19 protein-coding genes and 1 other RNA gene are annotated in these 26,068 nt (G+C 59.6%); 11 read left to right on the top strand and 9 right to left on the bottom strand.

Going from position 1 to position 26,068, the window contains the following annotated elements; translation table 11 throughout:
• Nucleotides 1-5: 5 nt before the first annotated feature.
• Nucleotides 6-1,409: a sodium-dependent transporter gene (locus D8U73_RS26905; RefSeq protein ID WP_130906233.1), complete on the bottom strand. Its 1,404-nt coding sequence runs from the start codon at nucleotides 1,407-1,409 to the stop codon at nucleotides 6-8.
• A gap of 118 nt (nucleotides 1,410-1,527) precedes the next feature.
• On the opposite strand from D8U73_RS26905, the gene smpB reads away from it, so the two are divergent.
• Complete coding sequence (gene smpB, locus D8U73_RS26900; RefSeq protein WP_007933497.1) at nucleotides 1,528-2,010, top strand: SsrA-binding protein SmpB; 483 nt, start codon at nucleotides 1,528-1,530, stop codon at nucleotides 2,008-2,010.
• A gap of 130 nt (nucleotides 2,011-2,140) precedes the next feature.
• On the opposite strand, the gene D8U73_RS26895 is transcribed toward smpB, so the two are convergent.
• Entirely contained in the window at nucleotides 2,141-2,908 is a 768-nt protein-coding gene (locus D8U73_RS26895; protein WP_056854952.1) for an FCD domain-containing protein, read from the bottom strand.
• Nucleotides 2,909-3,170: 262 nt separating this feature from the next.
• On the opposite strand from D8U73_RS26895, the gene D8U73_RS26890 reads away from it, so the two are divergent.
• From D8U73_RS26890 to D8U73_RS26845, 10 genes are all read left to right on the top strand, one after another.
• Complete coding sequence (locus tag D8U73_RS26890; protein ID WP_056854951.1) at nucleotides 3,171-4,865, top strand: lactate permease LctP family transporter; 1,695 nt, start codon at nucleotides 3,171-3,173, stop codon at nucleotides 4,863-4,865.
• Nucleotides 4,866-5,016: 151 nt separating this feature from the next.
• Nucleotides 5,017-5,841 (top strand): (Fe-S)-binding protein, encoded by an 825-nt coding sequence (locus tag D8U73_RS26885; protein ID WP_130906232.1) that lies wholly within the window; start codon nucleotides 5,017-5,019, stop codon nucleotides 5,839-5,841.
• Complete coding sequence (locus D8U73_RS26880) at nucleotides 5,838-7,295, top strand: LutB/LldF family L-lactate oxidation iron-sulfur protein (RefSeq protein WP_130906231.1); 1,458 nt, start codon at nucleotides 5,838-5,840, stop codon at nucleotides 7,293-7,295. The genes D8U73_RS26885 and D8U73_RS26880 overlap by 4 nt, the downstream gene beginning before the upstream one ends.
• On the top strand, nucleotides 7,292-7,963 hold the full coding sequence (locus D8U73_RS26875) for a lactate utilization protein C (RefSeq protein WP_130906230.1): 672 nt from the start codon (nucleotides 7,292-7,294) through the stop codon (nucleotides 7,961-7,963). The genes D8U73_RS26880 and D8U73_RS26875 overlap by 4 nt, the downstream gene beginning before the upstream one ends.
• Nucleotides 7,960-10,770, top strand: a complete 2,811-nt coding sequence (locus D8U73_RS26870; protein WP_130906229.1) for an FAD-binding and (Fe-S)-binding domain-containing protein — start codon at nucleotides 7,960-7,962, stop codon at nucleotides 10,768-10,770. Before D8U73_RS26875 ends, D8U73_RS26870 begins: the two co-directional genes overlap by 4 nt.
• Before the next feature lie 194 nt (nucleotides 10,771-10,964).
• Nucleotides 10,965-11,240 carry a hypothetical protein gene (locus tag D8U73_RS26865; protein WP_130906228.1) on the top strand — a complete coding sequence of 92 codons (276 nt, stop codon included), beginning with the start codon at nucleotides 10,965-10,967 and terminating at the stop codon, nucleotides 11,238-11,240.
• A gap of 95 nt (nucleotides 11,241-11,335) precedes the next feature.
• Nucleotides 11,336-11,732, top strand: a transfer-messenger RNA (tmRNA) gene (gene ssrA, locus D8U73_RS26860).
• Nucleotides 11,733-12,181: 449 nt separating this feature from the next.
• On the top strand, nucleotides 12,182-12,634 hold the full coding sequence (locus D8U73_RS26855) for an Ohr family peroxiredoxin (protein ID WP_056854945.1): 453 nt from the start codon (nucleotides 12,182-12,184) through the stop codon (nucleotides 12,632-12,634).
• A gap of 60 nt (nucleotides 12,635-12,694) precedes the next feature.
• Nucleotides 12,695-13,147 carry an Ohr family peroxiredoxin gene (locus D8U73_RS26850; protein WP_056854944.1) on the top strand — a complete coding sequence of 151 codons (453 nt, stop codon included), beginning with the start codon at nucleotides 12,695-12,697 and terminating at the stop codon, nucleotides 13,145-13,147.
• Between the two features lie 170 nt (nucleotides 13,148-13,317).
• Nucleotides 13,318-13,785: a MarR family transcriptional regulator gene (locus D8U73_RS26845; RefSeq protein ID WP_056854943.1), complete on the top strand. Its 468-nt coding sequence runs from the start codon at nucleotides 13,318-13,320 to the stop codon at nucleotides 13,783-13,785.
• A 75-nt stretch (nucleotides 13,786-13,860) separates the two neighbouring features.
• Here the strand turns inward: D8U73_RS26845 and pelG are convergent, their stop codons facing one another.
• The 7 genes from pelG to D8U73_RS26810 are packed head-to-tail and all read right to left on the bottom strand — an operon-like array spanning nucleotide 13,861 to nucleotide 26,056.
• Complete coding sequence (pelG, locus tag D8U73_RS26840) at nucleotides 13,861-15,231, bottom strand: exopolysaccharide Pel transporter PelG (protein WP_056854942.1); 1,371 nt, start codon at nucleotides 15,229-15,231, stop codon at nucleotides 13,861-13,863.
• Nucleotides 15,232-16,746 carry a GT4 family glycosyltransferase PelF gene (gene pelF, locus D8U73_RS26835; protein ID WP_130906227.1) on the bottom strand — a complete coding sequence of 505 codons (1,515 nt, stop codon included), beginning with the start codon at nucleotides 16,744-16,746 and terminating at the stop codon, nucleotides 15,232-15,234.
• Complete coding sequence (locus tag D8U73_RS26830) at nucleotides 16,743-17,732, bottom strand: HEAT repeat domain-containing protein (RefSeq protein WP_056854940.1); 990 nt, start codon at nucleotides 17,730-17,732, stop codon at nucleotides 16,743-16,745. The genes pelF and D8U73_RS26830 overlap by 4 nt, the downstream gene beginning before the upstream one ends.
• Nucleotides 17,710-19,074, bottom strand: a complete 1,365-nt coding sequence (locus D8U73_RS26825) for a PelD GGDEF domain-containing protein (protein ID WP_056854939.1) — start codon at nucleotides 19,072-19,074, stop codon at nucleotides 17,710-17,712. The genes D8U73_RS26830 and D8U73_RS26825 overlap by 23 nt, the downstream gene beginning before the upstream one ends.
• 5 nt (nucleotides 19,075-19,079) lie before the next feature.
• Nucleotides 19,080-19,598, bottom strand: coding sequence for a hypothetical protein (locus tag D8U73_RS26820; RefSeq protein ID WP_056854938.1), 519 nt, complete (start codon nucleotides 19,596-19,598; stop codon nucleotides 19,080-19,082).
• A gap of 28 nt (nucleotides 19,599-19,626) precedes the next feature.
• A complete protein-coding gene (locus D8U73_RS26815; protein ID WP_130906226.1) occupies nucleotides 19,627-23,265 on the bottom strand; it encodes a tetratricopeptide repeat protein in 3,639 nt (1,212 codons plus the stop codon).
• Complete coding sequence (locus D8U73_RS26810; protein WP_130906225.1) at nucleotides 23,243-26,056, bottom strand: bifunctional glycoside hydrolase 114/ polysaccharide deacetylase family protein; 2,814 nt, start codon at nucleotides 26,054-26,056, stop codon at nucleotides 23,243-23,245. Before D8U73_RS26810 ends, D8U73_RS26815 begins: the two co-directional genes overlap by 23 nt.
• Nucleotides 26,057-26,068: the final 12 nt, after the last annotated feature.

Below are 26,068 nucleotides of genomic sequence, written 5' to 3'. Positions count from 1 at the left end.
CAGCGTCACTTCCAGAGCAGGGCGGCAAACACTACGAGAATGCCGATGGGCGCCACATAGCGCATCAAGAACAAGGACAAAGCGAACAACGCCGGATTACGAATCGACAACTCTTCACGCACCGCGTCACGACCCATCACCCAGCCTGCAAACACCACGAAACACAACCCACCGAGTGGCAGCATGATTCGCGAGGTGAAGAAATCGATCACGCCGAAGAAGTCGAGGCCGCCTGTCGCCCCCCACTGGTAGAGGTGGAACAACCCGCCTTCGTTCACGAAAAACTTGGCTTCCTTCCAGATATTGAAGGAAAACACTGTGCCCAGACCAACAAACCAGCAAGTAAACGCCAGCCAGAAGGTGACCCAGGCGCGACTGATTTTCGAGCGCTCGACCAGGTAAGCCACCATCGGTTCGAGCAGCGAGATCGCCGAACTCCAGGCAGCAATCGCGACCAGAACGAAGAACACTACGCCCATCAACTGGCCAAACGCTACGTTGCCAAAGGCAAATGGCAGGCTGACAAACATCAGGCCAGGGCCTTCGCTCGGATTCAGACCCGCGGCGAACACGATCGGAAACAGTGCCAGACCAGCCACCAGGGAAACAAAGGTATCAAGCAGCGCCACCCCAACGATGGTTCCGGAAATCGACGAGCTCTTCGGCATATAAGCACCGTAGATCATGATCGAACCAACCCCGACGCTCAGGGAAAAGAATGCGTGCCCCATGGCCGGCAGCAAGCCGTCGAGGACTTTTTCCGGATGGAAGTCGAACATGAAATGCACGCCTTCCATGAAATGCCCGGTAGTCATGCTGTAACCCAGCAGAACAATCACCATCACGAACAGCAAGGGCATCATGATCCGCAAGCTGCGCTCAAGCCCGGCAACCACACCCTTGGCAATCACCACTGCCGACAACAGCATGAAAACTGTGTGCCAAAGTGTCAGCCGCCATGGATCGGCGATCACCGCGCCGAAGTAAGCGCCCACCTGATCGGGCGTCGCGCCCTGGAAGTCGCCACGCCCCATGTCGATGATGTAGTCCAGCGACCAGCCGCCTACCACGCTGTAAAAAGACAGGATCAGCAACGCCGTGATCATCCCGGCGAATGCCCCCCAGGACCACTTGGCTGAATGCCCCGCTTCCAGTGCCAGCACCTTCAGGGCATTGGCCGGACTCTGCCGGGCGCGCCGACCGATCAGGGTTTCCGCAAGCATGACCGGCACACCGATCAACGCGATACAGGCCAGGAACATCAGCACAAAGGCGCCGCCGCCATAGACGCCGACCATGTAGGGGAATTTCCAGATACTACCCAAGCCCACGGCCGAACCGGTCGCGGCGAGTATGAAGACCCAGCGGCTAGCCCAACTGCCGTGGACAGAAACCTTGTCTGTCGACATCGTTATCACGCCCAAGCGTTCGAAAAAGAGCGCGCATTGTCCGGGATTCACTCAACCTGCTCAAGCACGTAGCAACACCGTAGCCGACTCGCGTGCAACTCCCTATAATGCCGCCCCTATGGCTAAACAGAAGAAACACCCAACAGGGACCATCGCGCAAAATAAAAAGGCGCGACACGATTACTTCATCGAGCATAAGTTCGAGGCTGGTCTGGTCCTGGCCGGCTGGGAAGTAAAAAGTCTGCGGGCAAGCAAGCTGCAGCTGGTTGACAGTTATGTGCTGCTCAAGGATGGCGAAGCCTGGCTGCTCGGCAGTCACATTACGCCCCTGACGACGGCCAGCACCCACGTCATCGCTGATCCGGTCCGCACCCGTAAATTGCTGCTCAACCGACGCGAGCTGGAGAAGCTCGCCGCCGCTGTGCAGCAGAAGGGTTACGCCTGCGTGTGCCTGTCCTGGTATTGGAGCAAGCACATGGTCAAGTGCGAGATCGCACTGGGCAAGGGCAAGAAGGAATACGACAAGCGCGACACCGAGCGCGAGCGCGACGCCGGTCGCGAATTGCAGCGTGCGGTGCGCAACAAGGGCAAGGAAGACTGATTTTTCTGCCTGAGTTGATCGTTCCCCACGCTCCGCGTGGGAATGCAGCGATGGACGCTCTGCGTCCGCTTTGTGACGCGGAGTGTCACGGGATTCATTCCCACGCTGAGCGTGGGAATGATCATACCGACTACATCCCCTTACGCCGCTCCGCCCGCGCAACGCGTTGCACTTCCTGGCGCACCTCCTCCAACACCTCCTGCACATACAGAATGTGACGACTGGAGACTTCCCTCGCCTGTTCGGCCCGCCCCTCGATGATCGCCTGATACAACTCTCGGTGTTGCGTGATCAACATGTCGCGAGTTTCGGTGCGCTGCTTGTACATGCCGCCGATATTGGTCACGACGTTGCGCTTGAGCAAATCGAACAGTCCGCGAATGGTATGCAGCAAAACAGCGTTATGACTGGCCTCGGCGATCGCCAGATGAAATTTCGCATCGGCCGCGCCCTCTTCCGCACGACTCACTTCATCGTGACGCGAATAGCAGTCCTGCAACTCATTGAACGCGGCGGTCAGGCGCTCGCGGTCGACATCCGTGGCGCGCAACGCCGCGTAATACGCACAGGACGCTTCCAGAGTGTGGCGGAACTCCAGCAGATCGCGCTGAGCCTCGGGATTACTCTCTAGCAAATGCAGTAGAGGATCACTGAACGTCGTGCCCAACGATTCCACCACGTAATTACCGCCGCCCTGACGGCTGACCAGCAAGCCCTTGGCCGTCAGCTTTTGTATCGCCTCGCGCAACGAAGGGCGTGAGACACCGAACTGTTCGGCCAGCGCGCGCTCAGCCGGCAAGCGCTCACCCGCCTTCAACGTACCCTCAAGGATCATGCCCTCGAGCTGCTCGACAATATCGTCAGACAAACGGCGCTGACGAATCTGATCAAACCCCATAACTCACCTTCTCCAAGATCCGACGGCGCGCCGGCGCTCTATTCTGGCCCATTGCCGCCGTATCGGCACCTGCCGTACAGCACCTGAATCCACACAACGCAGCCCATTGCAGTCCCGGTATTCGACAAAAGTTTTAGGGCGGCAAATTGACACACCGCGTGGAAGGCTTTTACCCTACCCAACAGCGATTGTAAATTGGTATTACCAATTATCCAAGAACGCTGATCAGTGCCTGACCAACAACAATTAGGGGCCACCCCATATGCAAACCTGGCAACAGCTCTACAGCCCGCTCGGAAGCCTCGGTTTATCCGCGCTCGCGGCCGTTATACCTATCGTTTTTTTCTTCCTGGCTCTGGCCGTGTTCCGTCTCAAGGGGCACGTTGCCGGTAGCATCACGCTGGCCTTGTCGATCCTGGTGGCGATTTTTGCCTTCCAGATGCCGGTCGACATGGCTTTCGCAGCCGCAGGGTATGGTTTCGCCTATGGCCTTTGGCCGATTGCGTGGATCATCGTGGCCGCTGTTTTTCTTTACAAACTGACGGTCAAAAGTGGGCAGTTCGAAGTGATCCGCAGCTCGGTGCTGTCGATCACTGACGACCAGCGTCTGCAAGTGCTGTTGATCGGCTTCTGCTTCGGCGCGTTTCTTGAAGGTGCGGCCGGTTTCGGTGCACCGGTGGCGATTACCGCCGCTCTGCTGGTCGGCCTGGGTTTCAACCCGTTGTACGCCGCGGGCCTGTGCCTGATCGCAAACACCGCGCCGGTAGCTTTCGGCGCCCTGGGGATTCCGATCATCGTCGCCGGGCAAGTGACCGGCATCGACGCGTTCAAGATCGGCGCCATGACCGGTCGCCAGCTGCCGCTGCTGTCGCTGTTCGTGCCGTTCTGGCTGGTGTTCATGATGGATGGCCTGCGCGGCGTTCGCGAAACCTGGCCCGCCGCTCTGGTTGCCGGCTTGAGCTTCGCCGTGACTCAATACTTCACGTCGAACTTCATCGGCCCGGAACTGCCGGACATCACTTCGGCCCTGGCCAGCCTGATCTCCCTGACCCTGTTCCTGAAAGTCTGGCAGCCAAAACGCGCCGCCGGCCAGCACATCGTCGGGGCCGTATCGGCTTCCGTGGTCAGCGCCAGCGCCGGTGGTTTCGGCCAGAAGCGCACCACCCTGGCATCGCCCTACAGCCTCGGGGAAATCATCAAGGCGTGGTCGCCGTTCCTGATTCTGACCGTGCTGGTGACCATCTGGACCTTGAAGCCGTTCAAGGCGATGTTTGCCGCCGGCGGTTCGATGTACAGCTTCGTGTTCAATTTCGCTATCCCGCACCTTGATCAGATGGTGATCAAAGTTGCACCGATTGTGGCTAACCCGACTGCCATTCCAGCCGTGTTCAAGCTTGATCCGATTTCCGCGACCGGCACGGCGATTTTCTTCTCCGCACTGATCTCGATGCTGGTTCTGAAGATCAACCTCAAAACTGGTCTGACCACTTTCAAAGAGACCTTCTACGAACTGCGGTGGCCGATTCTGTCCATCGGCATGGTGCTGGCGTTCGCCTTCGTCACCAACTACTCGGGCATGTCGTCGACCATGGCCCTGGTGTTGGCCGGCACGGGTGCAGCCTTCCCGTTCTTCTCACCATTCCTCGGTTGGCTCGGTGTGTTCCTGACCGGTTCCGATACCTCGTCCAACGCACTGTTCAGTTCATTGCAAGCGACCACCGCCCACCAGATCGGCGTCAACGACACCTTGCTGGTGGCAGCGAACACCAGTGGCGGCGTGACCGGCAAGATGATCTCACCGCAATCGATCGCCGTGGCCTGCGCCGCGACCGGGCTGGTGGGCAAGGAGTCGGACCTGTTCCGCTTCACCCTCAAGCACAGCCTGTTCTTTGCCACGATTGTCGGCTTGATCACGCTGGCTCAGGCCTATTGGTTCACCGGCATGCTGGTGCACTAAAAGCCACAACCGATACGGAAAAAACCGACGCCGGACCACGATTCCGGCGTCAGCTATTCACAACCCGGTCTGTAAGGCTGCTGAAAGAATCTCACTCTATATTCAGCGGCCTCAGCGGACGGATAACCGGGCCCACCCGGAGACACGCCTGATGAGCGAGCTTTTTTACAACGCTGTGCCGAATGCGACCCGTGTCGCCCCGCCACTGCCCGAGCCTCGGCAATACCCCAGCGAGAAACCGCAGCGGGTGTACCTGTTCGGGACCTGCGTAGTGGACTTGTTCTACCCGCAAGCCGGAATGGACGCGATCCATCTACTGGAGCGCGAAGGGATCCGTGTCGAGTACCCGCAAGGGCAAAGCTGTTGCGGTCAACCGGCGTACACCTCGGGTTATACCGAGCAGGCCCGGACAGTGGCGCGCTCGCAGCTGGCGCTATTTGCCGGGGATTATCCGGTGGTGGTGCCGTCGGGTTCCTGTGCCGGCATGTTGCGCGAACACTATGCCGACTTGTTCAAGGACGAGCCGGACACGTTGAAACAGGTCGAGGCCTTGGCGGCCAGGACCTATGAGCTCACCGAGTTCCTGCTGTTCGTCTGCAAGGTGCAGCTCAAGGATAGCGGTGAACCGGTAAAAGTAGCGTTGCACACGTCGTGTTCGGCACGCCGTGAAATGAACACCCACCTGCACGGCCGTGAGCTGTTGTCGCAGCTGAGCAATGTGGAGCGAGTCGACCACAGCCATGAAAGCGAATGCTGTGGCTTCGGTGGGACTTTCAGCGTCCGTATGCCAGACATTTCCGGCGCGATGGTGGCTGACAAGACCCGATCGCTGAAGGAGTCCGGCGCGCACAAGGTACTCAGTGCCGACTGCGGTTGCCTGATGAACATCAACGGCTCACTGGAAAAACAGCAGGAAGCGTTACGCGGTCAGCATCTGGCGAGTTTCCTCTGGCAACGTACCGGAGGTGCCCAATGAGCGCCGCCGAGATTATTCCTACGGTCGCTGTAGAAGAGGATTTCCGCACCCGGGCTCACGAGGCCTTGGATGATGCGCAATTGCGGGGCAACTTCCGCAAGGCGATGGATTCACTGATGACCAAACGGGCCGCGGCTTTCAGCGATGCCCATGAGCGGGAACATTTACGCGCGCTGGGTAATGCCGTCCGCGCCCGTGCTTTATCGAAGTTGCCCGAGCTGCTCGAGCAACTTGAACAGAACCTGACCCGCAACGGTGTGACAGTGCACTGGGCGGAAACGGTGGACGAAGCCAATGGCATCGTCCTTTCGATCATCCGCGCTCACGAGGGGCGGCAAGTGATCAAGGGTAAATCGATGGTCAGCGAAGAAATGGAGATGAACCACGTCCTCGCTGAACAGGGCATTGAATGCCTGGAATCGGACATGGGCGAGTACATCGTCCAGCTCGACCACGAGAAGCCTTCACACATAATCATGCCGGCGATCCACAAGAACGCCGGTCAGGTCGCGTCCTTGTTCCACGACAAGCTTGGCGTGGAATACACCAAGGACGTTGACCAACTCATTCAGATCGGTCGCAGAGTCCTGCGACAGAAGTTCTTCGAAGCGGACATCGGCGTTTCCGGTGTCAACTTCGCCGTGGCTGAAACCGGCACCCTGCTGCTGGTGGAAAACGAAGGCAACGGCCGCATGACCACCACCGTGCCACCGGTGCACATCGCCGTGACCGGCATCGAAAAGGTTGTGGAAAACCTGCGCGATGTGGTGCCGCTGCTGTCATTGCTGACACGCTCGGCGTTGGGAATTCCGATCACCACTTACGTCAACATGATTTCCGGCCCGCGCAAGGCACATGAGCTCGACGGCCCGCAGGAAGTGCACCTGGTGCTGCTCGACAATGGTCGCAGCCAGGCCTTTGCCGACAGCGAACTGCGTCAGACCCTGAACTGCATTCGCTGTGGCGCCTGTATGAATCATTGCCCGGTCTATACCCGAATCGGCGGCCATGCCTATGGCGAGGTCTACCCCGGCCCTATCGGAAAAATCATCACCCCGCACATGGTTGGCCTGGCGAAAGTCCCGGATCATCCGAGCGCCTCTTCCCTGTGCGGCGCTTGCGGCGAGGTATGTCCGGTAAAAATTCCGATCCCGGCGTTACTCCGTCGTCTTCGGGAAGAGAACGTCAAAGCCCCGGACAGCCCACATCAAGTGATGCGCGGCCAGGGCAGCAAATACTCGCGCAAGGAGCGGTTCATCTGGAACGCCTGGGCGAAGCTCAATAGCTCACCGACGCTGTATCGCCTGTTCGGGTTTGCCGCGACGCGCCTGCGCGCCCTTGTGCCGGACAATGTCGGCCCATGGACGCAAAACCACAGCGCACCGAAACCCGCTGCCCGCTCACTGCATGACATGGCGCGCGAACATTTGGCCAAACAGGGAGACCGTCGATGAGCGCCAAGCAAAACATCCTCGCCAAACTGCGCAAAAGCCTGACAGGCACCACACCGGTGGCTGACAACTTCGATGTCGATCTGGTGACGCAGCCTTACACCTACGCACCGGAACAGCGCATCCCGCAACTGCGCAAACTGATGGAAGCGGTGCACACGGAAATCCACCTGACGTCGGCTGAAGGCTGGCCTGAGTTGCTTGGGCAATTATTGAAGGATCGCCAATTACCGAGCCTGTTGATTGCACCGACCACACCCCACGGGCAGCGTGTCGTACAGCACTGGGAGAAAAATCCTGATCTGCCGGCACTCAAGGCCTATGATCGACCGGTCGAAGAGTGGAAAGCCGAGCTGTTCAACGACACTCCGGCGAGTCTGACTACGACCCTCGGCGCCATCGCCGCGACCGGCAGCCTGATCATCTGGCCGACACGGGAAGAACCGCGATTGATGAGCCTGGCGCCACCGGTGCATTTCGCCCTGCTCAAGGCCAGTGAAATCCGCGACAATTTTTATCAGGTCCAGCAGGAGTTCGAGTGGGCGCAAGGCATGCCGACCAATGCCCTGCTGGTGTCCGGCCCGTCGAAAACCGCTGACATTGAACAAGTGCTGGCCTACGGCGCCCACGGTCCGAAAGACCTGGTGGTGCTGATCCTGGAGGATCAATGACTTTACCGGCCGCTTTCCTGCGTGATGCACAGCAACTGATTCCCTGCGAACGGCGCTTCGACGACCCGTTGTCGACCCTGGCTTTCGGCACCGATGCCAGTTTCTATCGGCTGATCCCGCAACTGGTGATCCGCGTCGAATCCGAAGATGAAGTGGTAGCGCTGCTGAAACTGGCCCAGCGCGATCAGGTGCCGGTGACCTTCCGCGCCGCCGGCACCAGCCTGTCCGGGCAAGCCATCAGCGACTCAGTGCTGATCGTCCTTGGGGATAACTGGAACGGTCGTGAGATCCGCGGCCAAGGCACGCAGATTCGTCTGCAACCCGGCGTAATCGGAGCACAAGCCAATGCCTGGCTTGCGCCGTTCGGGCGCAAGATCGGACCGGACCCGGCATCGATCAATGCCTGCAAGATCGGCGGCATTGTCGCCAACAATGCCAGCGGCATGTGCTGTGGCACGGCGCAAAACACCTATCACACGCTGGCCGGCATTCGTCTGGTTCTAGCCGATGGCAGCCGTCTCGACACTGAAGATGCCACCAGTGTCGCGGCGTTTCGGCAAAGCCATGCAGAGCTGCTTGAACGCTTGGCGACGCTAGGCCGCGAGACCCGCGCCAATGCCGAACTGGCGGCAAAGATTCGCCACAAATACCGTCTGAAAAATACCACCGGTCTGTCACTCAACGCCCTGGTGGATTACGACGAACCTGTGGATATCTTGAGCCACTTGCTGGTCGGTTCCGAAGGCACACTCGGCTTCATCAGCGCAGTGACCTACGACACGGTGATCGATCACCCTAACAAAGCGTCGGCGCTGATTGTGTTCCCGGATGTGGAAACCTGCTGCAACGCGGTCACCGTGCTGAAAAGCCAACCGGTGTCGGCAGTAGAACTCCTGGACCGGCGCAGTCTGCGCTCGGTGCAAAGCAAACCCGGCATGCCCGCTTTCGTACAACATTTGTCGAACAATGCTTGCGCCCTGCTAATCGAATCCCGCGCAGCGTCGTCCACTTTGCTGCATGAACAACTGGCGCAGATCATGGCGTCGCTGGCGTCGTTCCCGGTGGAGAAGCAAGTCGACTTCACCGAAGATCCGCTGGAAAACGCCCGTCTCTGGGCGATCCGCAAGGACACCTTCCCCGCCGTCGGTGCGGTGCGCAAAACCGGAACCACGGTAATCATCGAAGACGTGACATTCCCGGTGGAACAACTGGCCATCGGCGTCAATCGCCTGATCGAGTTGTTCGACAAACATCACTACGACGAAGCGATCCTTTTCGGACACGCACTGGAAGGCAATCTGCACTTCGTCTTCACTCAGGGCTTCAACAGCCCGGAAGAAGTCGCACGCTACCAGGCGTTCATGGACGACGTCGCGCAACTGGTCGCGGTGGAGTTCGGCGGCTCGTTGAAGGCTGAGCACGGTACCGGGCGCAACATGGCGCCATTCGTTGAGTTGGAATGGGGCAGCGATGCCTATCAACTGATGTGGCAGCTCAAGCGTCTGCTCGATCCCAATGGCATTCTCAATCCGGACGTGGTGCTCAGCGAAGATCCGCAAATCCACCTCAAGCACTTGAAACCCTTGCCGGCCGCCGACGAGATTGTGGATAAGTGCATCGAGTGCGGGTTCTGCGAGCCGGTTTGTCCGTCGAAAGGCCTGACCTTGAGCCCACGCCAGCGCATCGTGATCTGGCGCGATATCCAGGCGAAGAAACGCGCCGGTGTCGATACCCGTGAACTTGAAGCGGCTTATGAATACCAGGGCATCGACACCTGTGCCGCGACCGGTCTGTGTGCGCAACGCTGCCCCGTGGGAATCAACACCGGCGAGCTGGTGAAAAAGCTTCGCGGCCAACACGCCACTCATACGAAAACCGCCAATTGGCTGGAAGGCAATTTCGCCACAGCCATGCAAGGCGCGCGCTTCACACTGCATGTAGCCAACGGCGCAAGAATGTTGCTGGGCGCGCCACGATTGGCAAAGTTGTCGGCAACGCTGACCCGCTTGTCCAAAGGCCAGGTCCCGCAATGGACCAGCGCCATGCCGCAGCCGGAAAAAGCCATTCGCTTCAGCCCATCGGTGACCGACGAACGCCCGCGCGTGGTGTATTTGGCAGCCTGCGTTTCACGCGCTATGGGGCCGGCGGCCGGCGACAAAGAACAAATGTCGCTGTACGACAAAACCCGTGGCCTGCTGGAAAAAGCCGGTTATCAGGTGGTCTTCCCGGACAATCTGGACAATCTCTGCTGCGGCCAGCCGTTCGCTTCCAAGGGTTATGCCGAACAGGCCGAACACAAACGCCAGGAACTGATCGGTGCCCTGCTCCACGCCAGCCGTGGCGGGCTCGATCCGATCTACTGCGACACCAGCCCCTGCACCTTGCGCCTGACTCAGGATCTGGGCGACGTGCGCCTTGACCTGTACGACCCGGTGCGTTTCATCCGCACGCATTTGATGGATCGACTGGACTTCATCCCACAAGAGGCGCCGATCGCGGTACATGTCACCTGCAGCACCCAGCACCTGGGCGAAAGCCAGGCATTGATCGATCTGGCGCGCAGGTGCAGCAACAACGTGGTCATCCCGGAAGGGATTCACTGCTGCGGCTTTGCCGGTGACAAGGGCTTCACGACGCCAGAACTCAATGCTCACTCGCTGCGCACGTTGAAAGACGCCGTGCAGTACTGCGAAGAAGGCATCTCTACCAGTCGCACCTGTGAAATCGGCCTGAGCCAGCATGGCGGGATCGATTATCACGGATTGGTTTACCTCGTGGACCGCGTGACGCAAGCGCGTCCGGTTTGAACAGGCGGCTTGCGTAAAAGGGGTGTTTTCACCCCTTTTTGCTTTGCAACACCATCATCAACCCGAAAAAAAAACCGAATTCCTGCGCGCGGCTATAGTCATTTGACTAGGCTCTTTGAAAGGAGCTTATAACCACCTCGGCCAGCAGCCCGCGTTATCGGCAGCACCGAGCCCACATGCGCAAGGAGATACCCATGAAGCACTCTGCAATTGCTGGAATGTTCATCGCTGCTGCAATGTTGGCGTCGCCGGTGTTTGCGGCGGATAAAGACCTGTGTACCGATAACCTTCAAACCATTGATGAATTCGTAAACAGTGCGCCCTCTATTCCGGAAGGCACTCTGGACAGCGTCAAAGCAGCGCAGACAAAAGCCAAGGCAGCCCAGGCTGCAGGCAACGACAAGGATTGCGTAGAGATTTCCAGCGGTATCATTACCAAAATGCAGATTCGAAACCCAACGCGGAACTGATGCCAGGTGCGGCCAACCTTCGGGTTGGCCTTCCGGGCCACAATGTCGTAGACTGTTCGTGCTTGTTGCTCATCCGTTTCACGAGCAATGAGTTCGGGGCCGTTTAGGATTCGACGCCGGTTGCGAAACTTTAGGTGCATGCCGAGTTGGTAACAGAACTCGTAAATCCACTGTTGCAACTTCTTATAGTTGCCAATGACGAAAACTACGGCCAGGAATTCGCTCTCGCTGCGTAAGCAGCCTTAGCCCTGAGCTTCTGGTACCTTCGGGTCCAGCAATCACCAGGGGATGTCTGTAAACCCAAAGTGATTGTCATATAGAACAGAATCGCCGTGCAGTACGTTGTGGACGAAGCGGCTAAAACTTACACAACTCGCCCAAAGCACCCTGCCCGTCGGGTCGCTGAGGGTTAACTTAATAGACACGGCTACGCATGTAGTACCGACAGCGGAGTACTGGCGGACGGGGGTTCAAATCCCCCCGGCTCCACCAACTCAACAAAAAAGACGTCCTCGGACGTCTTTTTTTGTGCCTGAAATTCAGCCTCCTCCCCCAATTTCAATAATCCTCGAAAGGCTCTACGCCGCATCCTCGCGGCATGGGCCAGGCGACGCTTGGCGTTTTTCACAGGATGCCCGTGCCACCGTTCATCGTCGGGGCAGAAAATAATCTTTGACATTGTTGAGGCTTCGGCAGATTATTATCACATCGCATACGATCTAATCGAAAGCGATCAACAGCATCAACCCATTGCCGTTTGGAGATTCAGCCATGAACACCGGAAGCCGCCAGACCCAGATCAATCCGACCTTCCACGCTTCCAATGGCCACAACGGCAACAACTGGATCACAGCAACAGGCAATCAATAGATCGTTTACCGCATCAAACAAATCGCATGCGATGTTATCGCATAGTATGTAACCCTTGGAGGAACCGTCCCATGAGCAAGATCGAGAAAGTACTGGCTACCGGTAAAACCCATACTACCCTGAGCAACGCTGGCACCACCTCGCGTGGCCATAACGGCAATCTCGACATCGAGCTGTCGTCCCCCGGCTCGACTCAGCCGGCTCATGTGTTTGCCGCCACCCAACCGCATCCGAAAGCCGAGCAATTGTTCGCCGGGGCATGGTCGGCCTGCTACACCGCAGCGGTTGGCCTGGTCGCGGCAGAGCGCAACATCGCATTGCCGGCAGACCTGGCCGTCGACATCGAAATCGACCTCGGCCAGACCGGCCCGGCTTACTTCCTTCAAGCCCGGCTGACCGTGCGCGTGCCGGGGCTGGCCCACGACGTCGCGACCGAACTGGCACATATCGCCGACTCCATCTGCCCGTACTCCAAAGCTACACGCGGCAATATCGACGTTGCTCTGAGCGTTATTACCGCCTAATACATCGCATGCGATGTTAGCGCACACGAATTTAATAACTGAAAACCTGAGGACATCATCATGAGCAAGATCGAAAAAGTACTGGCCACCGGCAAAACCCACACCACCCTGAACAGCGCTGGCACCACTACGCGCGGGCATAACGGCAGCCTCAACATCGAATTGTCGTCCCCCGGCAGCGCCACGCCAGCGCATGTATTCACCGGTGTGCAGCCGCACCCGAAAGCCGAGCAACTGTTCGCCGGGGCATGGTCGGCCTGCTACATCGCCGCAGTAGGTCTGGCGGCGCAGCAGTTAAAGGTGACGCTGCCAGCCGATACCGCCGTCGACATCGAAGTCGATCTGGGCCAGACCGGCGCAGCCTACTTCCTCCAAGCCCGACTGACCTTGCGCGTGCCCGGCCTGTCACACGAAATCGCCACCGAACTGGCACACAACGCCGATGCCATCTGCCCGTACTCCAAGGCAACACGCGGCAACATTGATGTCGCCATCAACGTCCAGACCGCGTAACGCTGTCCACGGCCGGTCCGCCAGGGTGTTGTTCTCCCGCTGGACCGGCCACCGGCTTCAATGGCGGTCACAGTGGACGATACGCCAAGGTCTGAGCACTTCCGACACCATCGCATGCGATGTATAGTCGAGACTTGCAACCCATCCGTCCTTGCCCAGAGAGAATGCGCATGAAATCCACTGACAAGACATCCGCTCTCGACCTGAAGCTTTCCGAGTTTTTGTGCTTTGCGGTTTATTCTTCCAACCTTGCCTTCGGCAAGGCTTACAAACCCATGCTCGAACGTATGGGCTTGACCTACACGCAATTCATCACCCTCGTTGCGCTGTGGGAGCAGGATGACCAGACCGTTGGCAGCCTCGGCGAAAAGCTGTTCCTTGAATCCAACACGCTCACGCCGATCCTGAAAAAACTCGAAGCGATGGGTTATTTGCTGCGTCAACGCGACCCGGAAGACGAACGCCAGGTGCGGATCAGCCTGACGAAAGAGGGACGAAAACTGCGTGAAGAACTGAGCGAGGACGGCTTCCCGCAAACCGGTCTTGATCCTGACGATTTCGTGCAAATGCAGCAGGCCATTGTGAAGCTGCGCAACAACCTTATCCGCACGACAAAAGATCGTCACGAAGCTGAGTAGACGACAGCTTCAAGCCTGACAAAAAAAGGCACTGCCGGTAATCGACAGTGCCTTTTTTCGTACCGCCAGAATGCTTCAGCGCGACAACATGAAGGTGTCGTACTCGAGGTCTTCCAGCGCGGTGGACAATCGATGCAGCCCCAACAACACGCACACCAGCAGCGAGAGGGTGAAGCCGTAGCCAAAGAAGCTCGGGCCAAGGTGCATGCTCAGTAGCGTCAAACCGGCGTTCAACACGGCGAAGATCACGCACAGCTCCAGGACCACGGCGCGCTTGTCGAGGTAGAAGAACACGTTGAGCAACGCCATGAACACCACCTGGATGCTCACGCCGATCAGGTCAATGTAGAACAGCGGCAGGTAATAGCTGGAGATGCCCAGCCAATCCAGCAGACGCGGAGCAAACAGGAACAGCAGCACCACGGTCAGCCCCTGCACCTTGCAGATTTCCAGCAGGCCTTGGCGAATGGACAAGGTCATCTCGGTCTTCAGCGAACTGATGTGCTGCAGGGTCTCGCCTTCGCGGATAGCCCGGAACAGCCGGTCATACCACTCGGCAAAATCGGTTTCGATGCGCACCAGAAACACCGCCATCCCCGGAATGATCGCCAGGTAGGCGAGGAAGATCGGCAAGTCGTACAGGATTGACGCCCGCAGTGGACCTATCACAACGTTCGAGGTGCCGGGGTTGAACCAGAAGATGAATTTGTCGATCCAGATGCCGAAGTTATAGAAAAATCCGGTCACCAGCAGGCTGACAAACACGTGGCGCCGGTCAAGAAAATCGAAGGCCACCAGTTTCTCGGCTCGGTATTCGCGCAGGATGTCGTAGAGAAACAGGAACAGCAACGTACTGTGCCCGATCAACAACGCCAACAGCAGGCCCGCTATGCCCAGGAAGCTCAGCAGATACGCACTGATGACCATCAGTGTGTAGCCCACCAGCATCACCAGCAGGATGCGGTTATAAGCTTTCATCCCCGAGAGGAAGATGATCACCATCCACAGATTGCACAGCACCACGAAGTTCGACAGCACCAGCAGCCGGTACATCAGCGGCTGGTCGAACAGCACGCTCAGCACGACGATACCCAGGACACCGGCACCGATGGTGACCATCAACAGCACGCCCACCAGGTTGGGCAGGATCTGGTCGTGCTTGTTCTCAAACAGCCGGTCGGAAACGAACCGGGTGAAAAACAGCTGCAAGCCGCCCGTAATGATCAGCGAACTGGCCATCAGGTAGGTCACCGTCACCAGGAACTGTCCCACCAGCGTATTGGGCACGACACGGCTCAGGCTGATGATACCCACCAGCATCACGCTGATGATCGACAGCACCCAGGGACCGGAGCTGATCAGCCCGGCATAGACGTAGGCATGCAAGGTCGCGGTATAGGAATCGCGCGACAGGATCTTGCGAAGTTCGAAGCCAATCCCGGCCATTTAACTGTTCTCCATGGCGGCTTGATACAAGTCGCGATAACGCTGCAGCATCAAGGCTTCGGTGTAGTAACGGTTGACCCGCAACAAGCCGCTGGCCTGAGCCGCCTGCCAGCGTTGCGGACTGCGCAGCAGTTCGAGGATGGCCACGCTGGTGGCCTGCGGGTCGGCAATGGCCACGACTTTGCCGGCCAGGCCCAGATCGCGGTCCTCTGGACTGCCACCTTCGATCATTTCCCGGCACGAGCCCACGTCACTGCTGACCACCGGCGTACCGGCAGCCCAGGCTTCGAGAATCACCAGCGGTTGCGCCTCGCTGATCGAGGTCAGGACCATCAGCCCGAGCTGGGGCAGGATCTCCTGGATGCGCTGGAAGCCAAGGAAATGCACCCTGCCTTCCAGCCCCAGGCTGGCCATCAGGCTGCGGCATTCGCTGACGTATTCCGGGTCTTCCTCTTCCGGGCCGACGATCCAGCCTTCGGCCTCGGGCATGGCGCTGATCACGCCGCGCATGGCCCGCAGGAACGTCTTCACGTCCTTGATCGGCACCACACGACCGATCAGCCCCACCACCGGGGCAATGCCGGGCGCACGGGATTGGAGGGCGGTGGTCCACTGCGGCAGGTCGATGCCGTTGGGAATGACCTGGGTACGGACCGGGTCGGCGCCGTCCTTGATTTGCCGCTGGCGGTTGCCGTCATACAGCGAAATGATGTTGTCGGCGCTGTTGTAGGTCAGTTGGCCGATACGCTCGAAAAAACGCACCCACAAGGTCCGGATATAGCCCGAGCCGGCATCAAGGCTGCGGTTGAGCGCCTGGCCGGAGCTCTCGGCGATCCAGCTGGCCTGGGCCAGGTCGATCTTGCGTTCCTTGGTGTAGATCCCATGCTCGCTGAGCAGGTAAGTGCAGTTCCAGCGCTGCTTGAGGATGCACCCCAACAACCCGGCGTAACCGGTGGAAATCGAATGCAGCACCCGCGCCCGCGGCATCCGGCGCGATGACTCGGCGAGCATCAGCAACGGCGACTGCATCGAACGCAGGGTCCAGAAATAGTTGATGAACGACGGGTCGGCGCAATGCAGGCGATAGCCTTCGCTCAACGCCTCCCAACTGGCACGGCTGCGCAGCACGTCGTCGAGGGTCAAGTGGCCTTGCGCGATACACTCGAGCAGGTTTTCGCCCAGTGCGGGCTCGGGCGCGTCCGGGTGATGCAGGAAGCGATAAAGGTCTTCCAGTGTTTGCAGGTCGGCCTCGCGCGGCGTGCCCCGGGTATTTGTCGTATGGGTCGCGTCCTCGAGGAACACTTCCTCGATGTGCAGCACGTTCGACGGTACTTGATAGCGGCGTTCGGGATAGGCTGAACGTTGCCCGCCGATGAACATTACCGAGAACGTCAGCTCCGGCAGGCCGAGGATCATCTGGTGAATCCAGCTCGACACGCCGCCACGCACATAAGGCCAGGTACCTTCGAGCAGCAGGCAGATGTCGGCGATCGGCGCCTCTTCCTTGTGACTCATGTCCAGCTCCTCACCAGATCAGCGAAGGGGGGTCGCTGGCGGGTTTTCTCGGGAAGGCTTGCAAGCAACCCCGGAATTTCATGGTAGCGACCGGCCTCGAAAGCCAGTTCGGCGTGGAACGGCAGAATCTGCGCCGCGCCCATGCCGTTTTCCTGGGCCTGGGTCAGCAACACTTCGGCGCGCTCGATGTCGCCGCGTTCCAGGGCAATACGCCCGGCCAACAGAAACAGCTCACCGCCCTCACCCGCCTGCAGACCTTGTTCGGCATGTTCGCTGGCCTGGTTGAGGACGTGCTCGAGCACGCTGCCCTGCGCCAGCCCCAGGTACGCCAGCTCCCAATACCAACGCGCCAGGGTGCCATGCAGCACACCGGCGGCCTTGGTCGAGGCGCCGTGCAGTTGGCCGAGGGCAATCTGGATACGCAGGTTGATGTCGCTTTCCTGCTTGTCGAGCATTGAGTAGGCCAGCAGCCGCACATCGTCGCTCGGGTCGCCCAGTGCCAGTTTGAGAATCGGCACCGCTTCCTTGCCAGGCATGCGTTTGGTGGCCAGCAATGCAGCCAGACGTTGATCCGGATCCGGTGCGTGACGCAAGACATCCTGCAACCCGCCATCGGCGAAGATCGGCGAATGCAATTGCATCTGCGCCCGATACGGCAGGCTCGGAATGCCCACCGCTTGCCAGGCTTGTTTGTCGCGTTTGCGTGGCAGGTACAGCGCCGGGAAGATCGCCGCGACCACGCCCACGGTCCCGAGCACCGGCACGAAGAACGCCAGGCTGAAAATGAACAGCGGGCTCCACGGCAGGGGCGAACGGTAACGCGCCGGCAACAGCAACCAGACCGCGCCACACAACAGCACGCTGGCCAAACCGTGAGTGAGGGTGAACACCAGCAATTGGTGCGCCTCGGGCGCGTCGACCCACAAACTGGCCCAACTGCCCGCCTCTAACAACAAGGCTCCGCTAAACAGCCACTTGCTGATCATTCAGACCACACTCGTTGAACAGGAAGTTACGCAGCCCGTTGTGATCATCAGGCTCCAGGTTGAACGGCATGACCCGCACGCCGAGGCTGTCCAAGTCACTTTCAATGCCGAAGTGTTCATGCACCAGCAGGTTGATACGCGACAGATAGCCCTCGGTGCCTTGCGGACTGGTCAACGGCAAGAGCACCAGCAGCAACTGGTGATCGCGGTTGTTGCGCAGCGGCAAGTGCAAATCCAGACCGCGCTGGCTGCGTTCCAGCAGGCGCGTCAGTTCTTCGTTGGAACGGGTCATTTCGAAGGCGAACAGTCCGGCAGACAACTGGTGCTGTTCAACGTCGACCAGCGAACGCTTGAGTTGCAGTGTGAAGTGCTGCGCGTCGGCATCGACCAATTGCAGCACTTGCACGTCACGCAACAGCAGGTCGGCGATGTGACCGGCCAACAGCGCCAGCAGGCTCAGCGTGCGATCCTGGAAGGCAAAGAACGGCATCTGTCGCACCGCCAGCACCGCCAGCAGACGCCCTTCGGCATCGATCAACGGAATGCAGGCCTGCAGCGACGAGAATTGTGCCGAGCCGCCCGCATCGATCAGCTCCTGACGTACGCTGACCAACTCACCGCGCTCAAGGCACAACTTGACCAGTCCGTCCTCGGTGTCCAGCGAGCCCATGACGCCGATGGTTGCCAGCGGCGCCGGCAACACTCGCTCACCGCGCTCGTCGACTCGATACAACCCGGCCACCCGCAGCGCGCCGTACTGTCCAAGCACGGCAACGATCGGGTCGGCCAATGCCGCCAGGGCATCGCCATGCTCGGGCATCACCCGCAGTTTTTCGCGCAGGCCCAGCAGCGAGCTGCGCAAGCTCTGGTCGCTACCCGCCACACGCTGTTCCAGGCGGTCATGGGAGACCCGCAAAATCTGATGCGCACGGGTGAACTCATCGAGACGGTACTGACGATAATCGTTGGCCATCTGCAGACGCTCCAGGCGTCGCTCCCACAGATCGCGCACCTCGCCCACCAGCATGCCGCATACCAGCACGCCGACTATCCACGACGGCTCAAGCTGCGCATAGCCGGCATGGCCGCTGTAGCGCAGGGCGAAAACGGCCAGAACCAACAAACCGGCGCTGAGCAGGCCGCGCACAAAACCGTAACGCACACCCAACAGCAGCGGCGCCAGAATCGGCCAGGGGAACCCGCCGTGCATCTGCATCGGGTCGTCCGGGGTCAACCAGAGGCCGAGGCCGATGACCAGGCCGGTTACCAGGAACGTTTCCAGCCAAGACACCGGGCCGCTGGCGCGAGGCGCCAGGCTGTAATCCATGTGTGGAGAATTCATTGCGATCACTCGAACGTAAGGGCGCCAACAAGTTTGTCGAGCACCTTTTGCGCGGTACCCGCGAGGCTTTCACGAGACCAACCGGCACGCGCGCCGCTTTTGCTCCAGAGCACCCGGCCGCTATCGGCATCCAGCACGCGCAGGCTGATGCCCACCGCCGGCTCGCCGTCCAGGCCATTCTTGTACTGCCATTCTTCGACGCTACCGGCGACCACGTAATCGAGCTTCTGCTCACGCGCCCAATCCAGGGCACCGGCCAGACGCTCGTTATCGTCCATCAGCGCTTGCTCACCCTGAGTGCTGGCTGGGTAAACCCGTGGCTGCAGGCCATGGCTGCTGAGGACGCTGAGCAGAATTTGCTCGCTGCGTTCACCGGCCTGTGGTGTCTGCGAATAGTTGACCATCGGCACGATGCCCCACTGCGCAGTGCGCGGCAGGCTCGGGCTGCTTTCGTCGGTGAAACTGGCACAACCGGCGACGACCAGGACCGCCAGCGCCAGGCTCAGATTACGAATTGCTTGCATACGTTTTTCTCCCGTAGAAATTCCATGATCAGCGTCCGAAACGCACGCCGTAGCTCACACCCAGTGTTCCGCCGGCCTTGCCGTCCCCGCCTTGTGGCGCGGATTGGTAGCCGAAGGTCAGGGCCAGTTCGTCGTCACCCAGCACTTCAACGCCGATCCCGGTATTGATGCCGTAGTTGAATGTTTGATCGGTCCATTGCCAGCCTGCCGTCAGGTCAACCAGCCAGGTGTACTGCGGCCTGGTCCGCACCAGCGCGCCAGGTATGCCGCGACGCCAGGAGCTGCCGACATACAGTTGGCCATAGCGACTTTGCAGCAGGTCGCTGGCGGTGACGGTCTCGATATCCAGTGGATTGATCGGGTCGGGCAAACCGGTATCAGGGTCGAACGTCTGCACAGGCGCCGCTCTGATGACCGGGCCACCAAAGTTAGTCGACAGGTAATCCAGCGACTTATCCTTGACCCGATTCTTCTGGTAGTCGACACCGCTGCGCACGGTCCAGTTGGGACCGGCGAATTCCAGCGTGTGGTTGTACTCCATTTTCAGCGCATGGCCATCGCCCAGATCGTCACCGGCCCGGGTGGAAAACGACCGCTGCGCGACTTCCCAACTGACCTGATCGCGGGCTGTCAAACTATGGCGGCCACCCAGATACACGCGGTCCTGTTGGCCGAAGGCGCGCATCAAGCCGCTGTCTTCGTTCTTGCGATGCCAGTCGACGCCGGTTTCCAGTTCATCGCTCACACCCAGCTGCCAGGTCCGGGACAGGCCCAGGCCGTTGCGGTCGTCATCGCTGCGCTGGCTGGTATCGGCGAACAGTTTATAGCTGCCGTCCTCGACCGCACGTTGCAGGGTCAGGGCGGCGTTACGCTCCTCGCCGATGCGCGATGATTCGATTTCGTCACCACTGTAGTCGCCCTGCTCCAGCTCAAGATCGGCGTACCACTTATCGCCCAGGTTGTGCGCAATCTCCAGGCGTGGCGCGTTGAACTCCAGGCCGCCGAAGTCCTGTTCATGCCACGACAACTGCGCACCTTGCGGCGTGCGTTCGTGGATCTCCACAGCCTGGCGGCGCAGCTGTTCGCGCACCGCTTCCGGCTGCTCATCACCGAGCGCCGTCAGGCTGGTGTCGAGGGCTTCATTCAGGCGACCCAGACGACTGAGGGCCTGAGCGCGTTGCGCCGGGTTGAGGTCGCTGCTGGCCAACAACGTTTCGACCTGCGCCTTGTTGCGGCTGCGCAGAGCTTCCTGAATCTGCTCATAACGCTCGACCTTCAGGCCCTGACTGCGCGCCCAAGCCAGCCATTGGTCTTTTTGCGATTCCTGATTGGTCGCATCAAGACGCGCCAGCAAACGCTCAAACCACAGTTGCAACATCGCCGGCGAGCCGTCCTTCCATTTCAGGACTTCCTGCTGGGCCTTTTTCGGTGAATAGCTGCTGGCCATCAAACGCAACCAGGTGCCATAGCGTTGAGACGACGGCTGCAGGTTTTCGCCTTCCGGGCTGCGCAGCAGCTTCAAGCGCAGACGCTGGGCCGCATCCTTATAGCCGGCACTGTCCAGCGCATCGGCGTAGGCCGCTTGCACCAGCCAGTCCTGAGGACTGCTCTTGAGGTACATGCGATACCAGGCCAACGCTTCGCTGTCGCGGCCGAGCATCTGACTGGCGCTGGCGAATGGCAGCCACAGCAGACGGTCTTCGCGCGCCCGGGCTTTCCATTGGCTCAGCAAAGGCTTGAGTGCGGCGGTGTTGCCCTGATCGACGTACAGCCACATCAGGCGTTCGCGGAACAGGTTGTCGTCAGGGAACCGCGCGAGGCCTTCCTGATACAGGCGCAGCGCTTCGTCGGTCTGGCCCTTCTGCACTGCCAATGCACCGCGTACTGCCAACACTTGAGACTGGCCATAGGCATCAGGGTATTGCTCGGCGTCCTTGAGCAGCGACTCCACTTGCGGCCAGTCCTGCAATTCCTGGGCTTGCTGCAAGGCCTCGACCAAACGCTGCTGGTCGTGGCTGCGTTGCCAGCTGGCGACCATCAACTGCAGAGCGCGCTGTGGATTGCTGGTTCGATAAAGGGTGATCAACTGACTCTCGTCGCCGCTGTTGAGCGAGCCCTTGAGCGTCAACAGCTTCTCGAGCGACACCTGCAATTCATCGTCCCGTTCCAGGTCCCAGGCCAGCGAGGCCCGGGAGCGCCAGTAGTTCGGATCAGTGATGGTGCGGTTATCGACTTGCAACACTTGCCATGCCGACGTGTTATCGAACAACTTGAGATAGGTATCGACCCAATCGACGCGCTCGGTGGTGGTCAGCGCAAAACGTTTCGAGTAGTCCTTGTAAACGTTGGCCTTGGCTGCATATTGCCCGGTGTTTTCCAGGTTTTGCAGCAGGCGCGTCCAGGCCAGGCGATGCTTGGGGTACTTGCGCAAATACGTGCGCAGCCAGGCTTCAGCCTCTTTTGGCGTACCCCGCGATTCGTGACCGTAGATCAGCGCATCGAGTTCGATGTCGGTCAGCGCACGCTGCTCCATGATCTCGGCAAGCAACGGAATCGAGCGGTCGAAGTCGAACTGCTGGCTGGCCAGGCGCCAGGCGTGCTCACGGGTTTGCGCACTTTCGCGCAGCTTCAACAGACGAATCCAGTAACCGAGCGCCGCTTCGTTTTCACCCTGCCATTCGCCGAGGTGGGCCATCTGCTCAAGCAACTGCACATCTTCGGGATGTTCTTCGAGCAGTTGCTGGCCGCTTTCCCAGGCGCCCGACAAATCGCCGAGGGCCAGACGCATGCTGAAATCCTTCTGCAGGATCTGCGGGTTGTCCGGTTGCAGGATGCGCCACTGTTGCAGGAAGCGCTGCGCCAGATCGAAGCGCTTGCTGGCGACGGCCACATCGACGCCCTGCTGGACCCAGGCCGAGTCGGTTTGCGGGTTGATCAGCGAGTCGATTTCATCTTCAAGCACCTGCGCAGCCTGGTCGCCCTGACCGGAAGCCAACAGGCTGTTGTAGGCCAACTGGGCGTACTCACGACGCTCGCCCGCCTGATCAGTATCCTTTCTCAACTGCAGATAGATTTCTGCGGCGCGCCCCGGTTGCTCGCCCGCCAGGTACCATTGCGCAGCGGACTTGAGCGCCGCGCTGCGCTGCTGCGGGTCGCGAGCAGCAATTTCTTCATAGACACTGGCGGCAAACGCCGGTGCCTGCAAGGTCAGTGCGAGCTTGGCCAGGTTCTGCAATTGCGGCAATGGCAGCATCCGGTGATCGAAGCTTTTCAGACGCTCGACCAAGGCCTGCTGGGTGATCAGGTCACTGTCCTTGGCCGCTTCCAGCGCATCCAGTTCGAGCCGGTAATACGCCTGCAATTGCAGGTTCGGCTTGGGCCAATTCTCCAGATGCTGGCGGGCCTTGGTGTAATCACCGAGGCGAATCAACAGGTCGACCAGTTGCAGACGCAGGTGATCGTCTTCCGGGTGAGCGGTCAGCAGCAGTTCGGCATAGTTGGCGGAAACCGCATCCGGTTCGCGGCCGTCAGGCTGGAATACTTCTTCACGCTGGAAGGTCGCCCACAGCAGACCGCCCACGGCAACCGCCACCACCGCCAGCGCCCACGGGTTGAGCAGGCGGCTGTTTTTGCTCGCTGAAGAATTAGTTGCAGAAGAGCTGACCATTACTCACCTGCTTCATTGGTAATTGAAAAGTCCACAGACCGGCCGATGCCTTGCCTGCAAAACGCTGTCCATCCACTTCGACCCGGCAGGCACTCGCCGACCGTACCGAGAAGGTCAGATCAAACTGCCCGGCAAACGAAAAACTCACGCGTTGATCATCCAGGTACTGCCAACTCAGCAGAGGCAAATTGGCTTCCTCCAATGCCGGGCGGCTGTCCCGATCAGGTCGCAGCACCAGCAGTGCCCGGTCGCTGCTCAGTGCCACATAGCGCCCTTGCGGTATGTCTCGAACACCGGCAATGCCTTGCGATCGCAGCAAATCCGGCCAGCCCATTTGCGGGTCCAGGCGCACGGTGCGCAATGCATCCATGCCGCGAATCTGCCAGTTGCCATCGGCGGTCCGCGCCAGGCTGGCCTGATACAAGCCGTGCAATCGATCGATGTAGTCGCTCATCCACAGCGACATCGGCTGTTGGTCGCGCATGTAGCCGTAGATCTCGTGCATGGCCTTGATCGAAGCCTGCTTGGTGCTTGAATAAAAGTGGTAGTAAAGGTGCAGGCCACGCAGGCGGCGCGGGCTGTCGGTCAGCTCGAAGGTGTCGATCACTTCGCGGAAACCGTAATACGGACCTTTCCACAGGTTGGTGTAGAGGTTCTCGTTGATGATCGGCGCGTAGTACTGCAAACCGCCCTCGGTAGGGCGCAGTAGCGGGTTCAACCCGGTCAGGGACGGATCGGCCTTGGTCATCATCGTTTCCGCGCCGTTGACGTTTTTCAGACCGGCATCGTAGGCAATCTTCAGCGTCGCTGCCGAAGGCAAGGCGTCACCTGGCCAGAACACCATTTTCACCGGTTTTTCCGGAGTGGTGAGCTGCTGGTTGATGTAGTCGCGGGAACCGACAACCTCGCGATAAAAATCAATTTTGTCGTAGCCCGCAATAGCCATGTTCAAACCATATTCCGGTTTGAAATTCTCACGTTTAGTGGCCTTTTCCGGCTGCATGAAAAACGGATGGCTGAAGGTGTGGGTGGCCACTTCGACTTTCGGATTGGCGAAGATCTCGCGGGCGATGGGCTCCAGTTCGCGTGCCAGGTGCGGGAACATGCCGCGTGGCGAAATTTCACCCTCGACGATCGACACCGACGTCAGGAACGGGTTGGGCTTGATGTAGTCATCCAGCGTGTGACGGCCGGCATATGGCGTGCCACGCACTTCGGCGCGGGAGGGAAAGCCATCGCCGTCGATGTGTACGGTGGCGATTCGACGGCCGTTTTCTGTGGTGGTGTCCGGCCGTGGTTGCTCAGGCAGACGCAGGCTTGCCTTGAGGAAGGCGAAGGGGTCGAGAATCCAGCGACTGCGCTCGTTGTTCACCTCAAGAATGTAAGGTGCCAACGCCAGACCGCCCCAATCGCCAATGACGACCGGGTCGAAGGTTTGCCCTGCAGCATTGCTCAGCGAAAGTGCCGGTGTCGGCCCCTTGGGCAATACCGAGACCGCCGTCAGGTCACGGGATCGGGGCTGCACCGGTGCTTCAAAAGCGCCGAGCAGCGCCTTGTCTTGATGAGTCACTGTCAGTGCTTGGGTACCCGGCGGGGCTTCTCGCTTCAGGCCCATGCGCTTGAGCAGAACCTGGTCTTCAACCGGCAGGCCGGAGAAAAAAACCACCGGTACCTGCTCGTCCAGACGTGCGCTGATGAAACGGTTGAATGCCGGAGCATCTTGCGGCGAACCGCTGGTCATCCACGTAATCACACCGGCATACAAGCCACTGAAGCGATAATCCGGCATGGAGCTGCTGGCAGGCAGGTAGTCAACGCGATAACCCAGGTATTCGAGCAGCCCGCCCAGATAGGTGTGACCGGCGTTGTTGGCCAGGTCACCTTCGCGCGGGTCGTAAACCAACGCGACACGCCGCGGCTGCACTTCGATGTTGCTGATGCCCATCGAATTCAGTTCCGGGGTGCTGATGAAAGGAATGAAACCTTCATCGCGCAAACGCTTGGCCAGCTTGCGGGCCTCCTCGCGTCGTTCCGGTGGCAAATAGTCGATCGCCACCAGTGGAATGCCTTTGGCACGCAACGGTTGCAGCTGGCCCAGCAGCCATTGGCGGTCCGCCTCCGGCACTGGACGGTATCGTTTGGCGGATGCGTCCCAACCAGCGTAGAGCGACTCGAAAGCTACCGCTGCAGCCACGCCGTCAAGCTCCGGCAGCACTTCAAAGCCACGATTGAAAAACAGCTTCAGCTTTGGCTGCTGCTTGTGCAGTTCCCGCAGAAAACTGGCAAGGCCGGCACGCTGGGCTTCACGTGATGCCTCTGGCAGTAGAGTGAAACTGTCGAGGGTATCGAGAAAAAGTCCGCCATAGCCCTGGGCTTGCAGCTGCTTGGCACGGCCGAGCAAGTGTTCGCGCCAGGCCGGTGCCGTGAGGTCCATGACCTGGCTGTTCCACGAGTCGTTTCGCACCGGAGAGACAGCCTTGTCCAGGCCAGCCTTGGAGATATCCGCTTTTGAACCGTCGAACTCGCCCACAGACATATAGGCAAACGGTTCGCTGCCCAGCTTGCGCAACGTTTTGACATCGTTCGCCGTCATGTGCCCGGGTTCGACGACAGCCCAGTCAAACTGCGCCAGCTCAGAGATCGGCGGCTCGTCGGCATACCAGAAAGTCACGCTTGAGGGAGGCGTCAATACCGCGGCTTGCACGGCGGGGCCACTCACACACAGCGCCAGAGCGGCTAACAGTCGCTTGGCGACCGAGCGGACACGCGTCCTGCGAAAAACGATTTCCATAACTCACTCTTG

Source organism: Pseudomonas sp. Sample_22 (assembly GCF_004307635.1).
Classification (GTDB): domain Bacteria; phylum Pseudomonadota; class Gammaproteobacteria; order Pseudomonadales; family Pseudomonadaceae; genus Aquipseudomonas.
This window is presented reverse-complemented; position numbering and strand designations above follow the sequence as displayed.

Bases quoted from the DNA above. Each gene is read 5' to 3' on its own strand.
- D8U73_RS26895 (WP_056854952.1), bottom strand. From the start codon at position 2,908: ATGGGGTTTGATCAGATTCGTCAGCGCCGTTTGTCTGACGATATTGTC.
- D8U73_RS26865 (WP_130906228.1), top strand. From the start codon at position 10,965: ATGAAGCACTCTGCAATTGCTGGAATGTTCATCGCTGCTGCAATGTTG.
- pelG (WP_056854942.1), bottom strand. From the start codon at position 15,231: ATGGCCGGGATTGGCTTCGAACTTCGCAAGATCCTGTCGCGCGATTCC.
- D8U73_RS26815 (WP_130906226.1), bottom strand. From the start codon at position 23,265: ATGGTCAGCTCTTCTGCAACTAATTCTTCAGCGAGCAAAAACAGCCGC.
- D8U73_RS26855 (WP_056854945.1), top strand. From the start codon at position 12,182: ATGAGCAAGATCGAGAAAGTACTGGCTACCGGTAAAACCCATACTACC.
- D8U73_RS26820 (WP_056854938.1), bottom strand. From the start codon at position 19,598: ATGCAAGCAATTCGTAATCTGAGCCTGGCGCTGGCGGTCCTGGTCGTC.
- D8U73_RS26890 (WP_056854951.1), top strand. From the start codon at position 3,171: ATGCAAACCTGGCAACAGCTCTACAGCCCGCTCGGAAGCCTCGGTTTA.
- smpB (WP_007933497.1), top strand. From the start codon at position 1,528: ATGGCTAAACAGAAGAAACACCCAACAGGGACCATCGCGCAAAATAAA.
- D8U73_RS26905 (WP_130906233.1), bottom strand. From the start codon at position 1,409: ATGTCGACAGACAAGGTTTCTGTCCACGGCAGTTGGGCTAGCCGCTGG.
- pelF (WP_130906227.1), bottom strand. From the start codon at position 16,746: ATGAGTCACAAGGAAGAGGCGCCGATCGCCGACATCTGCCTGCTGCTC.
- D8U73_RS26845 (WP_056854943.1), top strand. From the start codon at position 13,318: ATGAAATCCACTGACAAGACATCCGCTCTCGACCTGAAGCTTTCCGAG.
- D8U73_RS26810 (WP_130906225.1), bottom strand. From the start codon at position 26,056: ATGGAAATCGTTTTTCGCAGGACGCGTGTCCGCTCGGTCGCCAAGCGA.
- D8U73_RS26880 (WP_130906231.1), top strand. From the start codon at position 5,838: ATGAGCGCCGCCGAGATTATTCCTACGGTCGCTGTAGAAGAGGATTTC.
- D8U73_RS26875 (WP_130906230.1), top strand. From the start codon at position 7,292: ATGAGCGCCAAGCAAAACATCCTCGCCAAACTGCGCAAAAGCCTGACA.
- D8U73_RS26850 (WP_056854944.1), top strand. From the start codon at position 12,695: ATGAGCAAGATCGAAAAAGTACTGGCCACCGGCAAAACCCACACCACC.
- D8U73_RS26825 (WP_056854939.1), bottom strand. From the start codon at position 19,074: ATGAATTCTCCACACATGGATTACAGCCTGGCGCCTCGCGCCAGCGGC.
- D8U73_RS26870 (WP_130906229.1), top strand. From the start codon at position 7,960: ATGACTTTACCGGCCGCTTTCCTGCGTGATGCACAGCAACTGATTCCC.
- D8U73_RS26885 (WP_130906232.1), top strand. From the start codon at position 5,017: ATGAGCGAGCTTTTTTACAACGCTGTGCCGAATGCGACCCGTGTCGCC.
- D8U73_RS26830 (WP_056854940.1), bottom strand. From the start codon at position 17,732: ATGATCAGCAAGTGGCTGTTTAGCGGAGCCTTGTTGTTAGAGGCGGGC.